General features: G+C 39.9%; 14 protein-coding genes. 10 read left to right on the top strand and 4 right to left on the bottom strand.

All coding sequences use genetic code 11. The features are described from left to right. Nucleotides 1-3: 3 nt before the first annotated feature. Nucleotides 4-1,413, bottom strand: a complete 1,410-nt coding sequence (locus H589_RS0115530; RefSeq protein WP_027722873.1) for an SLC13 family permease — start codon at nt 1,411-1,413, stop codon at nt 4-6. 288 nt (nt 1,414-1,701) lie between these two features. Between H589_RS0115530 and H589_RS0115525 the strand changes: the two genes are divergently transcribed. Then, on the top strand, nt 1,702-2,601 hold the full coding sequence (locus tag H589_RS0115525; protein WP_027722872.1) for a LysR family transcriptional regulator: 900 nt from the start codon (nt 1,702-1,704) through the stop codon (nt 2,599-2,601). A 132-nt stretch (nt 2,602-2,733) separates the two neighbouring features. Here H589_RS0115525 and H589_RS0115520 read toward each other — a convergent pair whose 3' ends face one another. Both H589_RS0115520 and H589_RS0115515 read right to left on the bottom strand, forming a co-directional pair. Continuing rightward, nucleotides 2,734-3,948 (bottom strand): cation:proton antiporter, encoded by a 1,215-nt coding sequence (locus H589_RS0115520; protein WP_245577168.1) that lies wholly within the window; start codon nt 3,946-3,948, stop codon nt 2,734-2,736. Next, nucleotides 3,921-5,339: an NAD-binding protein gene (locus H589_RS0115515; protein ID WP_027722870.1), complete on the bottom strand. Its 1,419-nt coding sequence runs from the start codon at nt 5,337-5,339 to the stop codon at nt 3,921-3,923. The genes H589_RS0115520 and H589_RS0115515 overlap by 28 nt, the downstream gene beginning before the upstream one ends. Nucleotides 5,340-5,647: 308 nt before the next feature. Here H589_RS0115515 and H589_RS20520 point away from each other — a divergent pair, with 308 nt between their 5' ends. From H589_RS20520 to H589_RS0115480, 7 genes are all read left to right on the top strand, one after another. After that, a complete protein-coding gene (locus H589_RS20520; RefSeq protein WP_051249771.1) occupies nt 5,648-7,369 on the top strand; it encodes a calcium-binding protein in 1,722 nt (573 codons plus the stop codon). A gap of 269 nt (nt 7,370-7,638) precedes the next feature. Next, entirely contained in the window at nt 7,639-9,123 is a 1,485-nt protein-coding gene (locus tag H589_RS0115505) for a calcium-binding protein (RefSeq protein WP_027722869.1), read from the top strand. A gap of 430 nt (nt 9,124-9,553) precedes the next feature. Next, nucleotides 9,554-11,590 carry a calcium-binding protein gene (locus H589_RS0115500; protein ID WP_027722868.1) on the top strand — a complete coding sequence of 679 codons (2,037 nt, stop codon included), beginning with the start codon at nt 9,554-9,556 and terminating at the stop codon, nt 11,588-11,590. Between the two features lie 97 nt (nt 11,591-11,687). Next, a complete protein-coding gene (locus H589_RS0115495) occupies nt 11,688-13,844 on the top strand; it encodes a type I secretion system permease/ATPase (protein WP_027722867.1) in 2,157 nt (718 codons plus the stop codon). Continuing rightward, the gene (locus H589_RS19935; protein WP_051249770.1) at nt 13,828-15,243 is read left to right on the top strand and encodes an HlyD family type I secretion periplasmic adaptor subunit; all 1,416 of its coding nucleotides are present in this window, start codon (nt 13,828-13,830) and stop codon (nt 15,241-15,243) included. The genes H589_RS0115495 and H589_RS19935 overlap by 17 nt, the downstream gene beginning before the upstream one ends. Nucleotides 15,244-15,248: 5 nt before the next feature. Continuing rightward, nucleotides 15,249-16,475, top strand: a complete 1,227-nt coding sequence (locus H589_RS0115485; RefSeq protein ID WP_027722866.1) for a glycosyltransferase — start codon at nt 15,249-15,251, stop codon at nt 16,473-16,475. A gap of 221 nt (nt 16,476-16,696) precedes the next feature. Beyond that, complete coding sequence (locus H589_RS0115480; RefSeq protein ID WP_027722865.1) at nt 16,697-17,242, top strand: hypothetical protein; 546 nt, start codon at nt 16,697-16,699, stop codon at nt 17,240-17,242. 193 nt (nt 17,243-17,435) lie between these two features. Here H589_RS0115480 and H589_RS0115475 read toward each other — a convergent pair whose 3' ends face one another. Beyond that, nucleotides 17,436-18,239: a MerR family transcriptional regulator gene (locus H589_RS0115475; protein WP_027722864.1), complete on the bottom strand. Its 804-nt coding sequence runs from the start codon at nt 18,237-18,239 to the stop codon at nt 17,436-17,438. A gap of 541 nt (nt 18,240-18,780) precedes the next feature. Here H589_RS0115475 and H589_RS0115470 point away from each other — a divergent pair. Together H589_RS0115470 and H589_RS19930 are read left to right on the top strand one after the other, a co-directional pair. After that, nucleotides 18,781-19,518 carry a class I SAM-dependent methyltransferase gene (locus tag H589_RS0115470; RefSeq protein WP_027722863.1) on the top strand — a complete coding sequence of 246 codons (738 nt, stop codon included), beginning with the start codon at nt 18,781-18,783 and terminating at the stop codon, nt 19,516-19,518. Nucleotides 19,519-19,629: 111 nt separating this feature from the next. Beyond that, nucleotides 19,630-21,162: an ABC transporter substrate-binding protein gene (locus H589_RS19930; protein WP_051249769.1), complete on the top strand. Its 1,533-nt coding sequence runs from the start codon at nt 19,630-19,632 to the stop codon at nt 21,160-21,162. The last annotated feature ends 30 nt before the right edge of the window (nt 21,163-21,192 follow it).

The following is a 21,192-nucleotide window of genomic DNA, read 5'->3' as shown; positions in this document are numbered from 1 at the left end:
TTATTAAACGATTCCGATCAGTGTCCAGTACGGTACTGCGATAGTTCCCAGAAATATTGGGAAGGCAAGCATTCTGAAGGCTAAAACTTTCATGGCATAACGAAGACGCAGATGACCTGTGGAACAGAAGAAAAGGAGCAAAGCGAATTCGTATGCAAAGATGTACTGATCCGTTCCATAAAGGAAACTATAGACAATAGGATAAGGCTGCACATGCAGAGATACAGCCAGTTCCGAAAGAGGAACCGTCATAAGAGCCTGAGCAGACAACGGGGTAAGAATGAAGTTAAAAATAGCACCGAAAGAATAGGCAAGTGTAGAAAGTCCGAAAACACTTTCCATGGATTGAGCTACCGGAAGCAGGAGTGAACACAACCATTTACCTATACCTATATGTCCTGCAACGAACCCGATTGATAAAGATCCCGTAATGAAGAAAAGCATTGGAAATGCAAGAGTGTTGAAGTCTTTTTGATCCAGGATTCTGTATTTGGGAATAAAAGCAGGAATTCCAAATGCCATGAATAGGTATAAAATCGGAATGCCGTGTAATTTTTGAGTTGCAGCAAGAACTACAGCACTAACAGCTATAAATGCGGATATCCACTCACCCTGGGAGATCGGCCCCATTTCTTCATATTGCGCAAGTAATAATTCCTTTTTTAGTTTGCCTTTTCCTTTAACCATAAACAGAAGCAGGCACATTGAAAGAGCGCAATAAATAGTCGCAGGAATGAAGTTCTGGATAGCATAATCAGCATAGCTTATTGAGACACCGGTGACGGATGACATAAGTCTGGTTACGGCCAGATTCTCAAGCGAGCCTGTAAGAAGCCCGAAACGAGGAGCGCATACTGATAGGAAAGCAGCAAACAAGACGGCTGTTGATTCTCGTGACCCTTTCTTTAAGTTCAAAGCATCACAAGCACCAACTCCGAGAGCTAGCATAATTGTACTCTTTGCTGTTCCGGAAGGGACGAGTATGGTTAAAAGCATACCGCTTATAAACAGAGCGAAGAACAGCCCATAATATGAAGAACCGGTTAAGACCATACATTTTAAGACAAGACGTTTTGCAAGACCTGTTTTGTACGCCATAAGACCGATAAGCAGAGCACCGATAATCGCCCATGGAATTACAGTTGTGAATGCTTTCCCAAGGGCAACTTGAGGCGGCGCAACTTTAGTGGCAAAATATAAAGTCGGAAGGATTATACCTACCATAGGCGCAGGTAGAATTTCTGTCGCCCAGCAGATTACAGCCCAGGATGTAATCGCCATAAATATTACCATTTCACGGGTTAATCCGTCTCCATGAACTGTTACAAGTATAAGAGCCGGTATCACAAAGGATAGAATCCAGCCTATTTTTTGTGATAATGGTGTTTCGCTCGGTGGTGAGGCAGTACTCATATGATTCCTCCGTATAGTTTAAAGTAAGTTTCTATCGGTGCTTATAAATTTATGGCACATTGTGAATAAAAGGATTAATGCCTACTTTGACGGGGGTGTACAAGGTAATTAAAATGAATTAGTTTTAAATTAAACTTAATCCGCTTCTTTGATTGTGGAATTTGTAACAATCTTTTTTGTGAACCTGAGAGATATATCTTTTGGATATAATTGTGAAAAAAAGATTGTATTTAATATGAAAGTTGAAAGTTTATAAGCAATAATAATATAGTAATTTATGGGAAAATAATGCGTATAAATCTTAATCAGTTGCGTTGTTTTTATCTTGCAGCCAAATTTAAAAGTGTATCAAAAGCCGCTGAAGCGCTATTTGTGACTCCCTCAGCCGTTACGATGCAAATTAAAAAACTGGAACGCTGGATTGGTATTCGGATGCTGGTTCGTGAAGGTAATAATATTAAGCTGACTCCTGATGCAGAAGAAATTTATGCTCAGGCTAAAAAGGTTTTTAATGAAGCAGAAGTATTGGAGTTGCATATAGAGAAGATTATAAATTCTCACAAAGGTGAATTAGTTATAGGCGCACACTATATTCTTGGAAAATATATTCTTCCAAATTTGGTTGCACTAATAAAGAAAATGCATCCAAAGCTTAATGTGAAAATCGTTTTAGATTATACTCCTCAGCTAACTAAAAAATTGCAGACAAGTGAATTAGACTTTATTGTTACTGCAAGCTTAAATGCACATCCGCAAATAAAAAAGATTCCTTTATTTTCAGACGAGATGCTTTTGGTTGTTTTGAAAGATTCTAAACATGTTCGTAAAAAAAGAATTCAGCCGCATGAAATTTCTTCTATTCCACTGATTCTTCCTGAACGTAATCTTTACCTGATTGATGAGTATTTTGAATATCATGATATAATTCCTAACGTTGCCATGGATAATATTACTGCTGACGTCATTAAGCAGTTTGTTATGCAGGATACTGGTGGGGCAATTTTAGTAAGGTTCACAGTTGAGGATGAACTTGAAAGAGGTGTTTTCCAAGAAATTAAAGTTGATGGAGGTTTGCCTATAGCCGACTTTGGACTAGCTTACCTTGATAAAAAAACTCTTTCTCAAGAAGTAAGTGAATTGCTATTTTCTATAAAAAATAATCCGTTCAGGCGAGATAAGCTCGTTTAAGGTAACAAAGGTTATTTGAACAAGTTTCTTGAAATATAACAGATATAAAATGTTGTTTATGGGGCAATATTAAGCTTGAAACAGTTTTTCTTATTGGAATAAAAAATTTAGATTATTAATTTTAATTATAGCCTATAGTTGGTTCTCAGGATCGAAGATTCCCTTCCTTCTACTAAACCTAGTCGATAAAAAACGGAAAGTGAGTGGGCCGATCATACAGGTAATAAGAGCCAGCAGAACGATACTGTCCTTTGCCTGTTCACTGATGAATCCTTCCTTGAGTCCAACTGCTGCTGCGGCAATGATAAGGCTCAGCCTGGAGGAGAGCAGTGCGCCAGCTTTTAATCCATCGGACAGCTTCATACCCCATAGGGGAAAAATCAGGCAGGGTAGAAATTTAACCAGAACAGAGGCTATGAAAAGTTCAAGGGTAAAAATAAGGCTGTCCAACGATAGAATATTATTTACATCAAAGCCCATGCCCACATGGATGAAAAACATGGGTATGAGAAATCCGAAACCGATTACTGAAATTTTTGATTCCAGATTATCTTTTTTTCTCATCACAAATGAAAGAATGCAGCCTCCCATAAATGCTCCGAGTACAGGCTCAAGATGAGCCGCTTCGGAAAGGCAGATAAAAAGAAACAGCAGTGCCAGAGAAACTCTTACCCCCTGTTCCTGAAGAGTTTCGGTTAAAAGAAGTTTTTCAGTCTTTTCAGGGTTCCACCATGCCCAGAGTCTGGCTAGCCAGAGAATTACTGCAAAGCCTAAGAAAAGTAGAAGCGGAGTGAGGAGATGCAGTCCGATACCGTTAACTTTCCATAATACATAGAAGGTGATTCCAAGCAGCGTTAAGAAATCAGCAAATGTTGCTGCAATTAGCACTGTCTGCCCGAAATTAGAGCTTTGTATTCCTGATTCTTTTAATATGGGCATAACGAGTCCTAACGAGGTCGTCGATAAAACCAGTATCATGAATGTATTCGCATCCAGAAAAAGAGTACAGAACCACGCAGAAATGATAGTCAGCCCGAAAAGTGCGGTATGAAAAGTAATGGATTTTTTACCCTGTCCCTTCAGCAGCTTAAAATCGATCTCCATTCCGGCCTGAAACATAAGTACCATAAACCCTAGCTCCGCAAGAAAAGGGAACCATTCACCTTGTATCTCAAGATTCAAAAAGCTCTTTCCGATTAATACTCCGAAAAGGATTTCAGCAACAGGTGAAGGAAGTCCCACGCGCCGGCTCAATCCCGGCAGCAGGGCAGCAGAAAGACTTATTATGAGAAGAGCGTAATCCTGATTTACAATCATAATTAAAATGCCATCAGCAGCACCGAACATATGGAAGATGCCGCAATATTTTCACCGATATTAGGGGTTAGCAGGCCTCTATCACGATTTGTACTTCCGATAATCATTAGATCATGGTCGGCGCTCAGAGTTGCAATTTCTCGTACAGGATTTCCCTTTTTGATGATTACTTTGAATTTGGTCTTATAGATATGCCCCAGCTCATTGATTCTGGCTAGAACTCTGTCCTTCCACTCTCCTGTATCATCTCCGGTAATGAATTCAGCTTCTTCAACAACTGCGATAGAGATTTCGCCTCCCATCTGATGCATAATATCAACCGCAACTTCAACAGCCAGCTCAGACATAGCCGACCCATTGAACGGCACAAGGAAGTGTTCATAAGGATCAGATCCCTTAGCAATAAGGACAGGTCTGTCTATCTCATGGGCAAGCCTTACATACGACGGCCTTCCAAAAGCCTTCAGTAATCCTTCTTCAAAAGGAGCAGTCACAATAAGTCCGTAGTTACTCTCCCGGCAGCTTGCACGTATCATCTCAGGAATAGTTCCAGACATGGACATTTCTTCAATGGAAAGATTTGTTGATCCGTTGTTTAGTAGCTTAGTATATTCTTCTTTTGGTTTTGCGTTTAAGAGGGTTACATTTCTGATCTGTGTGTGTTGCGCAATATACAGCCCTTCATTCACTTCAAGCCTAACGTCCTTGATTTCTTCATTTTCATTGAGAACGACCAGTAAACCCGGGCCATATGCCAATGGGAAGTGAGGATTTCTACATTCAAGAAGGCTGCAAACTGTCTGGAAAATTAAAGTATCACCTATAATAATCAGCCTGTCGTCTGATCTGATCAGAGAGTCCTGCTTTGGAAAAAAAAGAGTTTCGTCTCTGAATATGGCCACCAGCTGTACTCCATTGCGCCGCAGATAACCCGCTCTCTTGCCGATGACAGTAAGGTGTTCGGAAGCATTTATCTCAATAATATTAGCCGGACCGAGGTTTAGAGGTGTAACTCGCATCCTGGGGTCTTGAAGATAGTGATACAATTGATTGGCCGCAATTTTTTCAAGTTGAACAATATTTATTCCATTTTTTCTGAGCGAAGCTGCTGTTTCGGAGTCATTTATGAAAGCTGAAACATACAGGACTCCTGCTTTGCAGGCCATTTCAGCTATAATCTTGTTATTACGATCATTTCCGGTCATAGCGATTACATATTCAAAACTGCCTACATCCACATCTTCCATAACGACCATGCTGGTAGCATCTTCCGCATGGATATTTTTGATTTTGGTAGAAATGGTTGCGCTTGTCTCAAGTTTTTCCAGCGACTTGTCTATAAGAGTGACCTCCCAATCATCATCAAGCTGCCTGAGCAGTTCTTGAGCGGTCCTGCCTGCTCCGCAAATCAGAAGTTTCATAATTACCCCATAGGCTGTACCAGCCTGCTTCGGTTATAAATCTTGGCAATGTTATATAAGTTATACTCATATTTGCCTTTAAGTAAAACAGATTTAAACCGCCCACACGAAAATATACAAAAAATATGCTTCCACGAAATGTTCATAGCAACGTTACTTACAGTCCGGTGCGGATATATCGAAGACATCCTGAAGAGTCGTGTGAATATATTTATTACTATATATGTTTTGAAAACATATAGACAGGTTTATTAATATTAAATAAGTTAGCTAATATTTATTTTAACATATTTAAATGGAGATGTATTATGAGTGATCAAACTAAATCGATTGAGGAGATTAAGAGTGAGACGTTGAACAGTACGACTTCAAGAATGTATAGTAATACACTTGAAGATATTTCCATCCTTGGACGTGGAATTACCAATGATTGGGTTTATAGAGAGGGGCTCTATGATGGCTATAGAGTAACTGAGCATGTTGATGCAGATGGTTATGACCCTGCAAAGTCACATAAAGTTGTATCAACTGTAGAGGGTAGGAATGAGCTGATTGAAGGTGATTCGGTAGGATATTCATGGATCAGTGATGCTCAAGACCCTTACCAATCCAGTGAGAGTGGTAATTTTGTTGAAATTGGGAATAAGGTATTTAAAGGTCCATACCGTTCATTTAAAGATATTATTTATGCAGGCAGTGGTAATGACTATGTAAAAGGCAAAACCGGTGAAGATGAGCTGTACGGTGAGTCTGGAGATGATGTTCTGGAAGGGGGCTCAGAAAATGATATTTTATATGGTGGAATTGGAAATGATATTGTTGATGGGGGAACGGGAGCAGATAAGCTTTATGGTGGGATAGGCGATGATATATTAATTGCTGATACTTCCGATACGGTTATAGATGGCGGAGAAGGTTATGATATAGCCGTTTTTAACAGCAGTATTGGAGATACTCAGACAATCAGTATCGAAGAATTCCAGTTTATGGGGGATAACGGCGATAATAATTTAGTGTCAAATGATTCCAAAAGTCAGCTTTCTGGCGGACTGGGTAATGATACTCTTCAAGGCGGGGCTGCCAATGATACTCTGATAGGAGGATCTGGCCTTGATAGCCTGTCTGGGGGTGATGGTGATGATCAATTATATGCTGATGATAATGATGTCCTTGTAGATGGTGGCGCAGGTAATGATACTGTATTTGTTAATGGAACATTTAATATGACTAATACTGTTAACGTTGAGTATGTAATTGGAGACGATGAAGCGGATTCGATTATGGGCAACGCTGACAATAATAGTATTTACGGAAAAGCTGGCAATGACACTATTTCCGGACTTGACGGAGATGACTTGCTTCAAGGTGATGCCGGTGCAGATACTATTTTCGGTGGCTCCGGTAACGATACTGTCTGCGGCGGAGCCGGTGCTGATAATATGAACGGCGGAGCTGGAATAGACTGGGTAGACTACAGTACTTCTTCAGAAGCTGTTCTAGTAAATCTGGGGCTTAACGGTGGTATGGGCGGAGATGCGGAAGGAGATGCTCTGATTAATTTTGAGAATGTTAATGGATCGATGTTCAATGACACTATATCAGGCAGTGATGGAGACAATCTTCTGGATGGACGTGATGGAAATGACAATCTGATTGCAGGCAGTGGTGTTGATACTTTGCTGGGCGGGGCTGGTAATGACGCTTTGTATGGAGGTGCAGGGACAGATTATCTTTTGGGTGAAGCTGGCGATGATATTTATGTATTTCAAAAAGGCAACCAGATGGATGTTGTCATTGAAAACGATAACAGTGGAAATGACTTGGCTTATATAAGAGATTTTACTGAGGTCGGCATTTATAAGAACGGCAATGATCTTTTAATCGCAGGAAACAGTAATCAGGACATTATGCAGTTTCAAAATTGGTATTCATCGCACTCCGTTGAAAATTTTTATTTTGAAGCCGTTAATGCCACTTACACCGCAGACCAGATTGCAAGCTTTGCAGTCGATATAACTCCAGCCGCATAGATATACAATTAAACCTCAAAGTCTATGGCTTTGGGGTTTAATTGCTCTCATTCAGGTTTCTTTCTTGTTATATGGTAGAATAAAGGCTGTATAGAGTATTAGCTATAGACTGCTGCTATATACGGATGAAAATATTTTATGAGTAATTATGCCTAAAGATATAATAGGTATTGACGATATAATGTATAGCTTGTTTAAATAAGAATAATTTTTAAGTAGCTGAATTTAAAATTAATTAAAATATATTTTAACACTTGTTGGAGCGGCGTATGTCATTACCTATTTCAAGCACAAATAATATTATTGCAAGTCAAAATACTGATATTACTAGTAAAAAAAGTGAGAATGTTGCGAAGGTCGATTCCAATAAGGCCGAAGGAATTGAAGAGTATTTGAAATCAGATAAGGGTGATGAACTCAGTATTTCGAATGATGCAAAGTCATTATCCAAACATAGATTAGACTTTGCCGAAAAAAATGATGGCAAATATGAACTTACTTCATTTATTACTGATGATGCTGAGTTTAAAACTATTGCCAGCGCTAAGACAGACTCCGGTAGAAATATTGTTGTTGAGCAAATTATGCAGCATACGAAAGCACTCGTTAAAAATGGTGAAGGTGGATCAGATATGGTTGCCTATGGTTTTCGGGCTAGTGTATATGATGCAGATGGGAAGCTGGAATATAACTTCATGTTGCAACGTGATACTATAATTAATGAAAATGAAGACGGATCACTGAATATCAGTGATTATTTTACAGGTGATGAAACAGATGGAGATGACTTCATTATCGGCAAAAGCGGGAGTCATCTAGCTGGCGGAGCCGGAGATGATACGTTTGTAGTCGTGGCTAATGAGTCTTATTCCGGTGTAGAATCTATGGGACGTGGATATTCTAACAGTAAAGATACATCTGTTGAAGGTGGAGACGGAGATGACAACATCGCCATTGCCAGTACAAATATCTACGCTAAAGTGAATGTCGATTCCGGGGCCGGTAATGATACCATCAGTGCTTCTGGGTATGTTCATGATTCTGTCATCTCCACAGGTGATGGTAACGATACAATTGATATACAGGGCGTGCAAGACTCAACTATTACGACCGGTGAAGGAGACGATGTTGTTGATCTTAATGGTGGTGCTAACAGCTATTCCAACATAGATACCGGTGCTGGTGATGACTCTCTAACTGCTTCAGGCGGGATAGTTGGAGGTAAAGTTAATACCGGTGATGGTAATGATGTTATTGAAGTCCGGTCTCTACTTACGAACTTAAATACCGGAGAAGGCAATGATGTTGTAAGAGCATCTAATGTAAGTGGTGTTATTAATACCGGTGATGGTAATGATTCCATTACTGTTGATGGTGATGTTTTTTTGAGTAAAATTGATATGGGAGATGGAAATAACACATTTAAAGCAAGATCTTTTTTGAGCAGCAGATTAACTACTGGAACAGGGTATGACTCTGTAATATTTACCGGTTCAGTTAAGCAAAGTTATATCAATACCGGTAAGGGAGATGACTATGTTCAGATAGCCAAAGATTTGATCGAAAGCTTTTTAGATACAGGAAAAGGTGATGATGAAGTTAATATTCTGGGCGATGTTAAAAACAGTAAAGTTTATGGCGGAGCAGGTGACGATAAGTTTAGGGTAGATGGTAATATTATAGGTAGTTCTATAGACTCTGAAGTTGGTGAAGAGTTTGCTACTACTGAAGGTGATGAAAAGAAAGAAAAGTAAAAATGGACCTTGTCCATTTGGTGTACAATAGTAATTGTATGAGAGTCTTCTGATATTTTATATGTAAATTCACTTTTTTTTATATTATGGTTTTTATAGTTAGCTTTGATTTACTTTTGAGGCTATTTTTTTTCTGTATAATTCCCAGCCTGTTAGCTATCTTGCAAGATGTATTCAATACAGCAATGTGATTTTCCTGTAACTATATGTGGCTACTGATACGCATTTCTTTTTAAATTATATTAATAAAAGTAACTAGATTATCTCTACAAGTTTTTATTTGTAGAGTTTTTTTACGCCTTTATATATGTGTTATGTTATATTTATTTGTTATAAGTATAATTATTCGTTTACACGATAATAATGATTATGATACATCATCCGATATTGTTTTATCTATTTTTTTAATATTTAAACAGGAGAACTTATTGTGGCTGTAAATCCTTATGACAAGGCGAATGAAATCGGGAGTGCTGCCAGCGCTGCTGGAGGAATTTATTCCAGTACCCTCGCTGATGTCGCATTAGTCGGGCATGGAACTGATGGAAACGTCAATAATCCTGCTGGTTACGTAGACTATGCAAAGACACTTCTTATCACTGAACACTTAAATTCTAGCGGCTATAATGCCTTGAGCCATGAAATAGAGGATAAAAGCAGTGTCGGGCGCTATATAGAAGGTGATGCAACAGGCTATACCTTTATCAATGTTGATTCCGTTCCGGATGGCCATCAGACCAATACTGGATTCACAAGTATAAGTGCCTCTCCGTACAAGGGACCTAAACGGTCTAAAAATGATATAATCAAAGCCGGTAATGGCAATGATTATGTTAATGGGAAAACCGGTAATGATACTCTGTACGGCGGTAATGGCGACGATGTTCTCATTGGTGGAACTGGTGCGGATAAGCTTTACGGCGGTAGCGGTGATGATATCTTAATTGTTGATTCAAGTGATACTGTTATCGATGGTGGCACAGGGAATGACTCTGTAATCGTTGAGGGCGATGCTTCGGGGCTGACTATGATCAGTATCGAAAACATTGCTGGTGGTAATGGTAATGATACGTTTAATGGGAATGAAGATAGTAATGATCTCTGGGGTTTTGGCGGCGATGATATTATCTCCGGTGCTGGAGGAGATGACACAATAGACGGTGGAGATGGGGCGGACACGTTGTATGGTGGAACCGGTAATGATAGTATCTCTGGCGGAGCCGGGGTTGATTCTATTTTTGGTGGAGCTGGCAGTGACACTCTTTATGGCGGAGCTGGAGCAGACTCTATTTCAGCAGGCGATGACGATGATATAATTTTAGCAGGCAATGAAGACACTCTTGTCGACGGTGGTGCCGGAACTGATAGTGCTTATGTCTCCGGAACCTTTGACATGGCTAATACTGTCAATGTTGAAAAAGTATATGGTTCAAGTTCAGCAGATACAATTATAGGCAATGCTGAAAATAATTATATCCACGGTAATGCTGGTGATGATACACTTTCCGGGGGACTAGGCAACGATACAATTTATGGTGGTGCCGGTGCCGATGAACTGTCAGGCGGAGCTGGAAATGACCTGTTCGTTGCAGATAATAATGATACTCTCATCGATGGTGGCGCTGGATCAGATGCAGTTGTTATCAGCGGAGTATTCGACATGGTCAATACTACCAGCGTTGAACAAGTTGTTGGCAGTATTGATGCTGATACAATAACTGGAAATGCCGAAAATAATATTATTCTCGGTAATGGCGGAGATGATTCAATCTCTGGCGGAGCCGGTAATGATCAGCTTATGGGTGGCAGCGGAAATGATGTTTTAGACGGCGGCGATGGTAATGATGTTTTCGCTGGCGGTTCCGGAGCTGACCAGCTTATTGGCGGCGAAGGTACGGATTCAGCGGATTATTCAGCTTCTTCAGCCGCTATTCTTGTTAACCTTGGCAATGGTGCTGGCTCCGGTGGTGATGCTGAAGGTGATACTTTAAGCGGAATTGAGCAGGTTATAGGTTCAGCATTTAATGATACTATTGCAGGCAGCGCAAATAGCGATAGTCTGTATGGTCTTGATGGCGATGATAGTCTTCTTGCAGGTGCCGGAACTGATACTCTTTGGGGTGGTGCTGGAAATGATGCCTTGTACGGTGGTGCCGGAACTGACTTTCTTGTCGGTGAATCTGGTGATGATATTTATGTTTTCCAGACAGGAAACCAGACTGATGTGGTTATCGAAAATGACAATGGTGGCAATGACACTGCTTATATCAAAGATTTCACAAGCGTTGGAATCTATAAAAATGGAAATGATCTGCTTATTGCTGCTAACGGTAATAAGGACATCATGCAGTTTCAAAACTGGTATTCTTCGCAAAGTGTAGAAACTTTCTATTTTGAAGCCTTAAATGCCGCATATTCAGCTGATCAGATGGCAAGTATTGCCGTTGATATCACAGCACCGGCGTAAGCTGTAAGTATTAGGTCCGAAGGTTAATCCTTCGGACCTTTTTTGGATTGTATATTATACCTTATTCTATAATTTCTCACAAAGTGATGCGAAGCTAATGGAAAATACGACTGAAAAGGTTGATTTTGATTCAGGGGTTGAATGCCTTGTCTTCATTGCACGGTTTCATAATATCCCTATTTCCGTTGAAGCTGTCCGACATGAACATCCTTCACGTGGTAAGTGTATGGATACTATTGAGATTCTTCGCGCGGCCAAATCTCTTAAGCTTAAATCTAAAGCGGTGAATAAAAGTCTTGATGAGCTTTCAGGACTCCCTACACCCGCTATGTTTTTAGGCAAGGATGATAAGTGGAGAGTTTTAGGACGACTCAATGACAAAAAGATTCTCATCAGAGATCCAGAAAAATCAGGTGCGGAACTTATAACTTATGAAGAGTTGGAGGAGATATGGGGTGGCAAGATTATCCTTATCGCCCAGCAAAGTATTCTGCCTGAAAGTTTAAGGAAGTTTAATATCAGCTGGTTTATCCCCTCGATATTGAAATATAAAAAATTATTCGGTGAAGTGCTTCTTGCATCTTTTTTTCTTCAGATTTTCGCACTGGTAACACCTTTATTCTTTCAGGTTATTGTTGATAAAGTTTTGGTTCATAAGGGACTGACTACACTGGATGTTCTCGCCTTAGGGTTACTTGTTGTCTCTGTTTTTGAAGTAATACTTGGCGGGCTTAGGACCTGGTTGTTTTCTCATACTGCGTACCGGGTTGATGTGATGCTTGGCGCAAAACTTTTTAACCACATGGTAAAGCTGCCGATCGCATACTTTAATGCCCGCAGGGTCGGTGATTCCATAGCCAGAGTCAGGGAGCTAGAAAATTTACGTAGATTCCTGACCGGTTCTACCATGACATTGGTTGTGGATTTATGCTTCACTGTGGTCTTTTTCATAGCGATGTTTTGCTATTCTCCCATGCTTACAGGAGCTGTAGCAGGCGTTATCCCATTCTACATAATTCTGTCATTTTGCATCACACCTATTCTACGTAAATTCCTTGAGGATAAGTTTCAACGTGGAGCTGAAAATCAGGCTTTTTTAGTCGAGACAGTTTCAGATATCCATACTGTTAAAGCTATGGCAGTTGAACCACATTTTCAAAGACGGTGGGAAGATACTATTTCAGCATATGTCCGTTCTGCATTCAGATCTGATAATCTTGGAAATTTTGCAGTACAGACAACTCAGTTTTTAAATAAACTTACTACTGTGATGGTTCTTTGGTTTGGTGCGCGAGCTGTTATTTCAGGTGATCTGACTATAGGGCAGCTGGTTGCGTTTAATATGTTTGCCCAGCGTGTCAGTGGGCCGATTCTGCGTCTTGCAAAAGTCTGGCAGGACTTGCAGCAGGCAGGTGTTTCGCTTGAAAGGTTAGGGGATATATTGAACAGCCCCGTTGAAGCAAGAGCTTCTGCAAATAGTAATCCGCCTGCGATTCAAGGTGATATCACTTTTGAGAATGTAAGTTTTAGGTATCGTCCAGATGGACCATTTATTCTGGAGAATATTAATCTCAGTGTTGCCCGGGGTGAGTCCATCGGTATTGTCGGGCGTTCTGGTTCTGGAAAAAGTACACTTACAAGTCTGCTTCAGAGATTTTATCCTCCTGAAAAAGGAAGAGTGCTTGTGGATGGAGTTGATCTGAATTTAGTGGATGTCTCATGGCTTAGGCGTCAAGTGGGAGTTGTTCTGCAGGAAAGTAAACTTTTCAATCGTACTATAAGAGATAATATTGCATTGTCAGATCCCGGTACAGATATGAATCGTATTATCCATGCCGCTCATTTAGCTGGAGCTCATGATTTTATCCTTGAACTGGCAGAAGGCTATTCCACAATGGTTGGTGAGCAGGGATCAACTCTTTCAGGTGGACAGCGTCAGCGGATAGCCATTGCAAGGGCTTTGATGACTAATCCAAGAATTTTGATTCTTGACGAAGCAACCAGCGCACTTGATTACGAATCTGAGCATATTATTCAGAATAACATGAAGGCAATTTGTAGAAATAGAACAGTTGTCATAATTGCTCATCGTCTATCTACAATCCGACTTTGCGATAGAATTATTGTTATGGATAAGGGGCATATTGTAGAGCAGGGGACGCATAAGGACCTACTTGCTATGAGCGGGTATTATAAGAAACTGTGGGATTATCAAAATAGAGATGTAGGAGCGGAAGATGAACAGGCTGCATAAAGGAAAACTCTTACACCTACCGTTGAGGGCTTATTGTAAAATTGAAAAATGGGCTAATCGAGTTGTTGAAACTTCGCCCCGCCGGGATACAGATTTTCTGCCGGGAGCTTTAGAGGTCGTAGAAACACCTCCTTCTCCTACTGGCAGAATGATTATGAAGACCATTATTCTTTTTGTTGTCGTTACTATTGTATGGTCAAGTTTAAGCAAGATTGATGTTGTGGCAACTGCTGCAGGAAAAATAATTTCAAGTGGTAAGGCTAAAGTCATTCAGGCCTCAGAGATTGGCGTTATTAAAGAAATTGCTGTCAAGGAAGGGCAGCATGTGAATAAAGGAGATCTTTTAATTCTACTGGATTCAACTCTTAACGAAGCCGACCTTACTGAGCTTCATCAGAAACTAACCCGTGCCCGCTGCGAAAGTATTCTTTTAAATGCATTGCAGCGCTGGACTAACAGTGGAGAAATTCAGGAAGAATTAGTTTTTTCTGAAGGGGTTAACGAAAATTTAAAGAAACTTTATCGCAACCGTTTTGAGTATGAACTAAGATCAATTATAGACAAGCTCTCTGTCATAAACAGTGAAATAAATGCCAATAAGGCCCATCGGGTGAATATTAGGCATCAGATACAAAAGGAACAGTCTGTTCTAGAAATTATTACAAAGCGGACTGAAGCAATGAAGCAGCTTTATAAAGAACAATCCGCTTCAGAGCATGATTGGCTTTTTCAGGAACAAAAGAGGATCTCTGCAGAGCAGGATCTTGAATCTACCAGACAGGAAGAATTGGAATGTCTGTCAACAATTGAGAAACTTAAGAATGATAAAAATCAGATTCTGTCAGAGTTTCGGCGAGATACACTCCATAAAAAAGCTGACAATCAGGATTCTATTGAAACTATTCTTCAGCGTCTGGCAAAAGCACAAAGGCGGCAGAATCTCAGGCATTTAACTGCCCCTGTGACAGGAGAGGTTCAACAGCTTTCGGTTCATACTATAGGAGGGGTTGTTAAAGAAGCTCAACCACTTATGGTCGTGACTCCAGATTCAGATGTCCTTGAGGTCGAAGCCAGTATCTTAAATAGAGATATCGGATTTGTGAAAGAAGGGCAGAATGCTGAAGTTAAGCTGGAGGCTTTTCCTTATACAGAATACGGGGCTATTCCAGGTGAAGTACTATCCGTTTCAAAAGATGCTGTTCAGGATAAGGATGGAAATTTAACTTTTCTATGCCGGGTTAAACTGCTGCAGAGTTATATTCTGGTAAACGGTCAAAAGGTTAAACTAAGTCCGGGAATGAGAGCTTCTGCAGAGGTTACTCTTCGTAAGCGCAGGCTTATTTCATATTTTCTGTCTCCACTTATGAAGTATAAGGCAGAAAGCCTTCGGGAAAGGTAGATCATATGAATATTCTCTTTTTTCATCATAATTTTCCGGCCCAGTTCAGGCATATTGCTCAATATTTTGCATCATCAAAAGATAACTCTGTTGTGTTTATTTCAGAGCATACTCGTAGTGATATAAAAATAACTGGTGTAAAGCATTATATGGTCAAGGCTGCCCCTCCAAAAACTGTTGAAAGTGCATCCTTGCAGGAATTCAATATGCAACTGTGGAGGAGTGAGGCCTATGCAAATGCTCTTCTAGAGTTAAAGAAAAAAGGGTTCAAACCGGATATTATTTATGATCATCCTGGATGGGGGAGCAGTTTGTTTGTAAAGGATGTATTTCCCGATATTCCATATGTTTGTTTTTTTGAATGGTATTACACTAAAGGAGCAGATTATTCTTTTTGGCGTGACGCTAATGAGCGTCCTCCTTCGCATTTTGCACAAAACCGTATTCGTAATTTGTGTCAACTCAACGCTCTTTCAGACTGCAACGCAGGCATTACTCCGACGCAATGGCAGCGCTCGACATATCCTGTTGAATTTAAGCATAAAATCAATGTATTGCATGACGGTATAAATACAGACTATTTTTCACCGGCTAAAAGTTCTGAGAAGTTAGTAATTTCAGGTATTGATCTCTCTAATGCTTCTGAAATAGTGACTTATGTTGCTAGAGGATTAGAGCCATACAGAGGATTTCCGCAGTTTTTTAGAAGTCTACCGGAAATACTTAATAAGCGTAAAAATTGCCATATTGTTCTAATGGGGGAAGACTGCACAAAATATGGTGAGAAACGCACGGACGGGAAAACTTATAAAGAATTGATGCTTGAAGATGTGCCAGTAGATAGGTCACGAGTTCATTTTATAGGTTTCAGACCATATGATGAATACCGGAAGTTATTGAGAGCATCTTCTGTGCATGTCTATTTGACGGCGCCATTTGTTCTGTCCTGGTCTATGCTTGAAGCAATGAGCTGCGGATGTTTGCTTGTCGGGTCTGACACAGCTCCTGTCCGTGAAGTTATTAAACATGGTGAAAATGGTTTTCTTTTTAATTTCTGGGATAGTAAGCAGCTGTCTAAGGTCGTAATTGAGGCTTTGAGCAAGCAAAAATCATTTAGTAAAATTCGTGAAAATGCACGTAGGACAGTTTTAGAAAAGTATGATCTTAGTAAGCTTCTGCCAATGCATGAATCTGTGATTCTTAGTGCGCTTAAGTGTAGTAGTCGCGATTAATAAGTCTGTAGTCTGAGCTAATTTTTATTAGAAATGGATTATATTTTAGCCAAATTTATTTTAAATGGTCTTGATTTTTTCTCATACTTTCAATAATGACTTGTCGATTATTTATGCGATATCGCTGTACTTATTTTTGTCATAATTTAATGTAATTTAAATTCATCTTCATTTATAAGATGACCCCTCTAACACCAAACAACTTAATTTTGGAGAAACTAATGAAAAAAACTATAATTTTTACTTTACTTCTAGCTTTGGTTGCTGTTGCAACACCTGTTTTCGCAGCATCATCTATCCTTAAACAGGCTGCAGCAGTTTGCGATGCTTCACTTAATTCCGGCGATGCAGCTGTCGTTGAATTGGGATTTACTGAAAGCTCTGCAAAGCCTCAGAATCCGTTTGGTGAAAAAGTCTTTGAGAAAAAAGCTGATGGACAGACATTAATTGTGACAACGGGTAAAAAATTCAGAAAATCATTTTGTGAACTTTATCTCCCAAACGGCACACAGGAAGACTATCAGGCTATTCGTGCTGAGTTGGCTAAACAGTTTAATACTGACGGCGTAAATTATGACGATAGTGTTGATGGCAAACCATATCGCGGCGAAATCTGGAGTGACAAGGAAGCAATGGATAACGGCAATGTTTCTGATCTTAAACTTGAGGGCACTAAGCTTGCTTCTCTTTTTATACAGTTTAGTGCAGTTAAATTTCGTCAGACTCAGGATAGAACCGGACTCATTCTCGAAATGATGAAAAGATAAAATAAAAAAAGCTCTTGCAGACTTTTACATGTCTGCAAGAGCTGAGTGATCATTTCGCTCGATGCTTGCCATTCTTATTCTTGTGAAATTTAAAATAGATAAAATTAAATAGGCTAACCCTTGTAGGTTAACTCTTGTTTCATATTTGAAATTGTAATCCCGCGGTGCGATGTACGCCCTGCACTTAACCAGACTATTCAATTGGCATTTGTATTTCAGTGATATAATTTTCAGGGTTGCCAGTCATTATCATGCCGGGACCCTTGATATAGTGTTCGCGAAAAGGAGTGACCGGGGCTAGTTTTTGTTCATTAGCATAGTCAAATAACGCTTTGTAAGAATTCCCGATTTTATCATATGGTCCTTTGTGAATAATCGAAAGACATCTGGTTTCAGGAAGATGTTTCACTTCGAAGTCTCCTCCATCTATCGCACGTTTGAGCGGCACACAGGATTCAATATCTGCGATCTCATGGTATTCCGCATTGTGATACAGATTCATTGCATGGTCAGTGGAATATCGTCCTGCCTTACGGTATAATTTTCCGAAAGCCTTACCTGTGTCTCCATAGGATCCTTTCCACCGTAGGGTAATGACAAGGATCGGCTCAATGTATTTTTCTGACACTGTGCCTATTTCAAACTCTTTCATTTCAAATGCCTTTTTTTCTCTTTTAAGAATGGTCCCAATTGATGCGGATATTCTTTTTAACTTGCCGACTTCCATCTCTATTTCTTTTTGTCGCTGCTTCAGAATATCCACTAAATCTGTATCACCTGAGCAACTCCTAAGAATATGCTGAATTTCGGAAAGTGAAAACCGCATAGTCCTTAAAAGCACGATTGTCCGTGCCGTTTCGACATCAGCTTTGGAATAATAGCGGTACGAAGTATCCGGGTCGATATAACTCGGAACCATCAGTTCCTTTTCGTGGTAAAGCCGAAGTGTCTTAACAGACAGACATGTAATTTTTGAGAACTCGCCAATTTTGTACATGGGTCCACCTTACTGTCTCCCCCATATGGAGACTCAAGCAAAAAATAAAAAATTATTGGATGCCCTAACAAAGCACAAAATCTAAATTGGGGGTTAAATATCGTTATTTACTTATATTTTAACAAATATTTTAAATCCGTACAAATCCTGTAAATTGGCTGTTTTACTTTCGCGTATTAGCCATTGCACTGACAGCATCATCTCTTCATCAAGACACAAGGATTTACGATTGAGATCGTGAGTCTTTTTTCTTTTTTAACGACATCTTATAGGTAGAATGGTGGAAGTTCTGCTCATATTGAGGTGAAATCCATTGAGATAATGACACTTGTGGTCAAATAATAAATCTGGTAGCATGAATTATAATTTTGTATAATTATTAGTTTATAGTATTTTTGTTGGTGTGATTTATAGCTTCTTTTTATGTGTATATATGTGTTTTGTGTTATTAAATTTGTCTTAACTTGTTAAGAAATAGCAAAATATTATTTTTTTTATTCCTCTTATACTGAAACTTAAAGTTTTAAAGGATTAATTTTAAATGGATAGTTTGAAGACACGAATAGAAAAATACTGGAATTGGCGAAGTTCAAGTTATGCTTTGGATATTGAGAAATCCCCCGAAACGGAAAAGGCCTGGGATAAGACAATAAAAACTTTGGCAAAGTCCGGTCAAAATCAAGATGCATTGGATATAGGTACAGGACCCGGACAACTAGCTTTTTATCTGGCCGGAGCAGGTTTTAACGTGACGGGGTTAGATATTTCCCCGGAAATGGTTAATAACGCCCGGAAAAGGGCGGAAGAGATGGAACTTTCTATAGATTTTCGCACCGGTGATGCGGAACATCTGGGTTTTTCCGATAACAGCTTTGACATTGTTGTATCCAGAAATCTTATATGGACATTGCCCAATCCTGATCTTGCACTAAAAGAGTGGCACCGAGTTTTAAAGCCTGGGGGGCGCATTATTGTTTCAGATGGTTTCTGGCAAAACCAGACATGGAGACGGTTTTATCAAATACCAGTAAACCTGCTAAGGAGTGTATTTCAAATAAATAGTAGAATCTCATTACGTTTTTTTCTCCATTATGCCAGTATGATGAAGCATTTACCTCTATATGAGGGGGTTAAAAAAAACGAAGTGCAAAAGTTGTTACAACATGCCGGTTTCAATGAAATTTCATCATGGGATATCGGGCAGTGCTTTGGAGCCAACCCTTATGCATTTGCGATGAGTGGCAGTCCCTCTTTTTTCATCGTTTATGCAGACAAATAATTACTCTTTAAAACTTTTCCACAGAGTTTTTAATATCTTCGTGCAGAATGGGCTACCCGCCTGCGCGATTCATGTATCTATTTAAACTATTTCATTTAAGGAGATTTCACGATGCTTTCAAAAAAAAGCACGATTTTTTCTAGGTGCTTGATTGTATTTTTTTTGCTGATATCAGTTTTGATTTGTTCTTCGGTCCACGCGTCCGCTGCTCAGCCTAAAGTTGTTCGTATTGGAGATTTATTCGCTAATACATACACCAGTCTTGATCCTCAGAAGGGGTCTTTCGGTTGGTATACTTCTACGCTGGGGCTTTCCGAGACCCTGTTCCGTATTGATGATAGTTACGCTGTTGTTCCCTGGCTGGCTGAATCAGCTTCAGTTGACGGAGCGACTTGGACTATTAAATTACGGGACAATGTAAAATTTTCAGACGGTAGCAAGCTTACAGCTGATATGGCAGTAAAATGTATAGAGCGTGCAAGCAAGGTAAATGAAAAATCTCAGATGCTTAGGGGAGCGTCTTTAGCTGTAGTGGATGCGAGAACATTTACTATTTCCACCCCTAAGCTTCTGCCTACAGTGCTTAACGAGCTATGTAACGTTTATATGGCGATGATAAACCTCGATGCTTCAAAAGATATAGATAATGATCCTGTCTGTACTGGGCCATTTAAGGTAGATAAATTTGACCCAGGTGTATCCGTCAAACTTGTGCGTAACGATAATTACTGGGGAGGAAAGGTTAATCTTGATGGAGTTGAAGGGCTGTACGTTGCTGATGCCGACACTCTTTCGCTTGCATTTCAGAATGGAGAGATTGATGCATACATTGGTCCCACAACCAATGATCTCAGCATATTTTCTGCCTCTCCTGAAAAGTACAAGGTTTTCGCAATTCCAGCTTCCCGTCTGTATTATTACTATTTAAGCATGGAGCGTCTTCCAGCTAAAGAGCTTCGTGCTGCAATTAACATGTCCATTAAGACTAGTGATGTGTGCATCCTCCTCGCCGGTCTGGCCAGCCCAACTGTAGGAGCCTATGGTACCGGCACAGCATACGGTAATATTACAAAACACGGTTTTGATCCTGCTCAGGCGAAGAGGCTTATTGAAAAACTCGGCTATACTCTTGATGAGAACGGTTACTATGCCAAAGATGGCAAGGAGATTGAGCTGGACATTGCTTACTATGCAGCCCGTTCAATTGATAAGATAGTTCTTCTTATGCAGGAACAGTTAAGAAAAGTCGGTATCAAGGCCAATTTGAGTGTTACTGAGGACCCGGACGGGACCTATATGAGTAATGGGAATTTTGATATCGGCGTATACTGCATGACAGCTAATCCTTCAGCTGACCCATATTACTTCATGGAACGTGTAGTCGGCGGCGGCAAATATACCTCTGGCAGATACAACAATGCCAGAGCCAAGAATCTTCTGAAGCAGCTTTATTCGGAACCTGTAGCAGCACGACGTGCGAAACTTGCCGTAGATATCCAGCAGCAGATAATAAACGATGAAGCTATGGGGTTTTTGGCAATTCTTAATAAGACTACGGTTATGAGAGTCGGGGTTGCCAATTGCAGTGAAAAGAACCCTATCAGTTTCTATTTTCTGAATGCCAATACTACAATAAATGACTGATGTATAAAGCTGATATGTTTTTAACGGCGT

The sequence above is a fragment of the Maridesulfovibrio zosterae DSM 11974 genome, assembly GCF_000425265.1.
In the GTDB taxonomy this organism is placed as follows: domain Bacteria; phylum Desulfobacterota; class Desulfovibrionia; order Desulfovibrionales; family Desulfovibrionaceae; genus Maridesulfovibrio; species Maridesulfovibrio zosterae.
The sequence above is the reverse complement of the archived record's forward strand: the minus strand, read 5'-3'. Positions and strand labels throughout refer to the sequence as shown.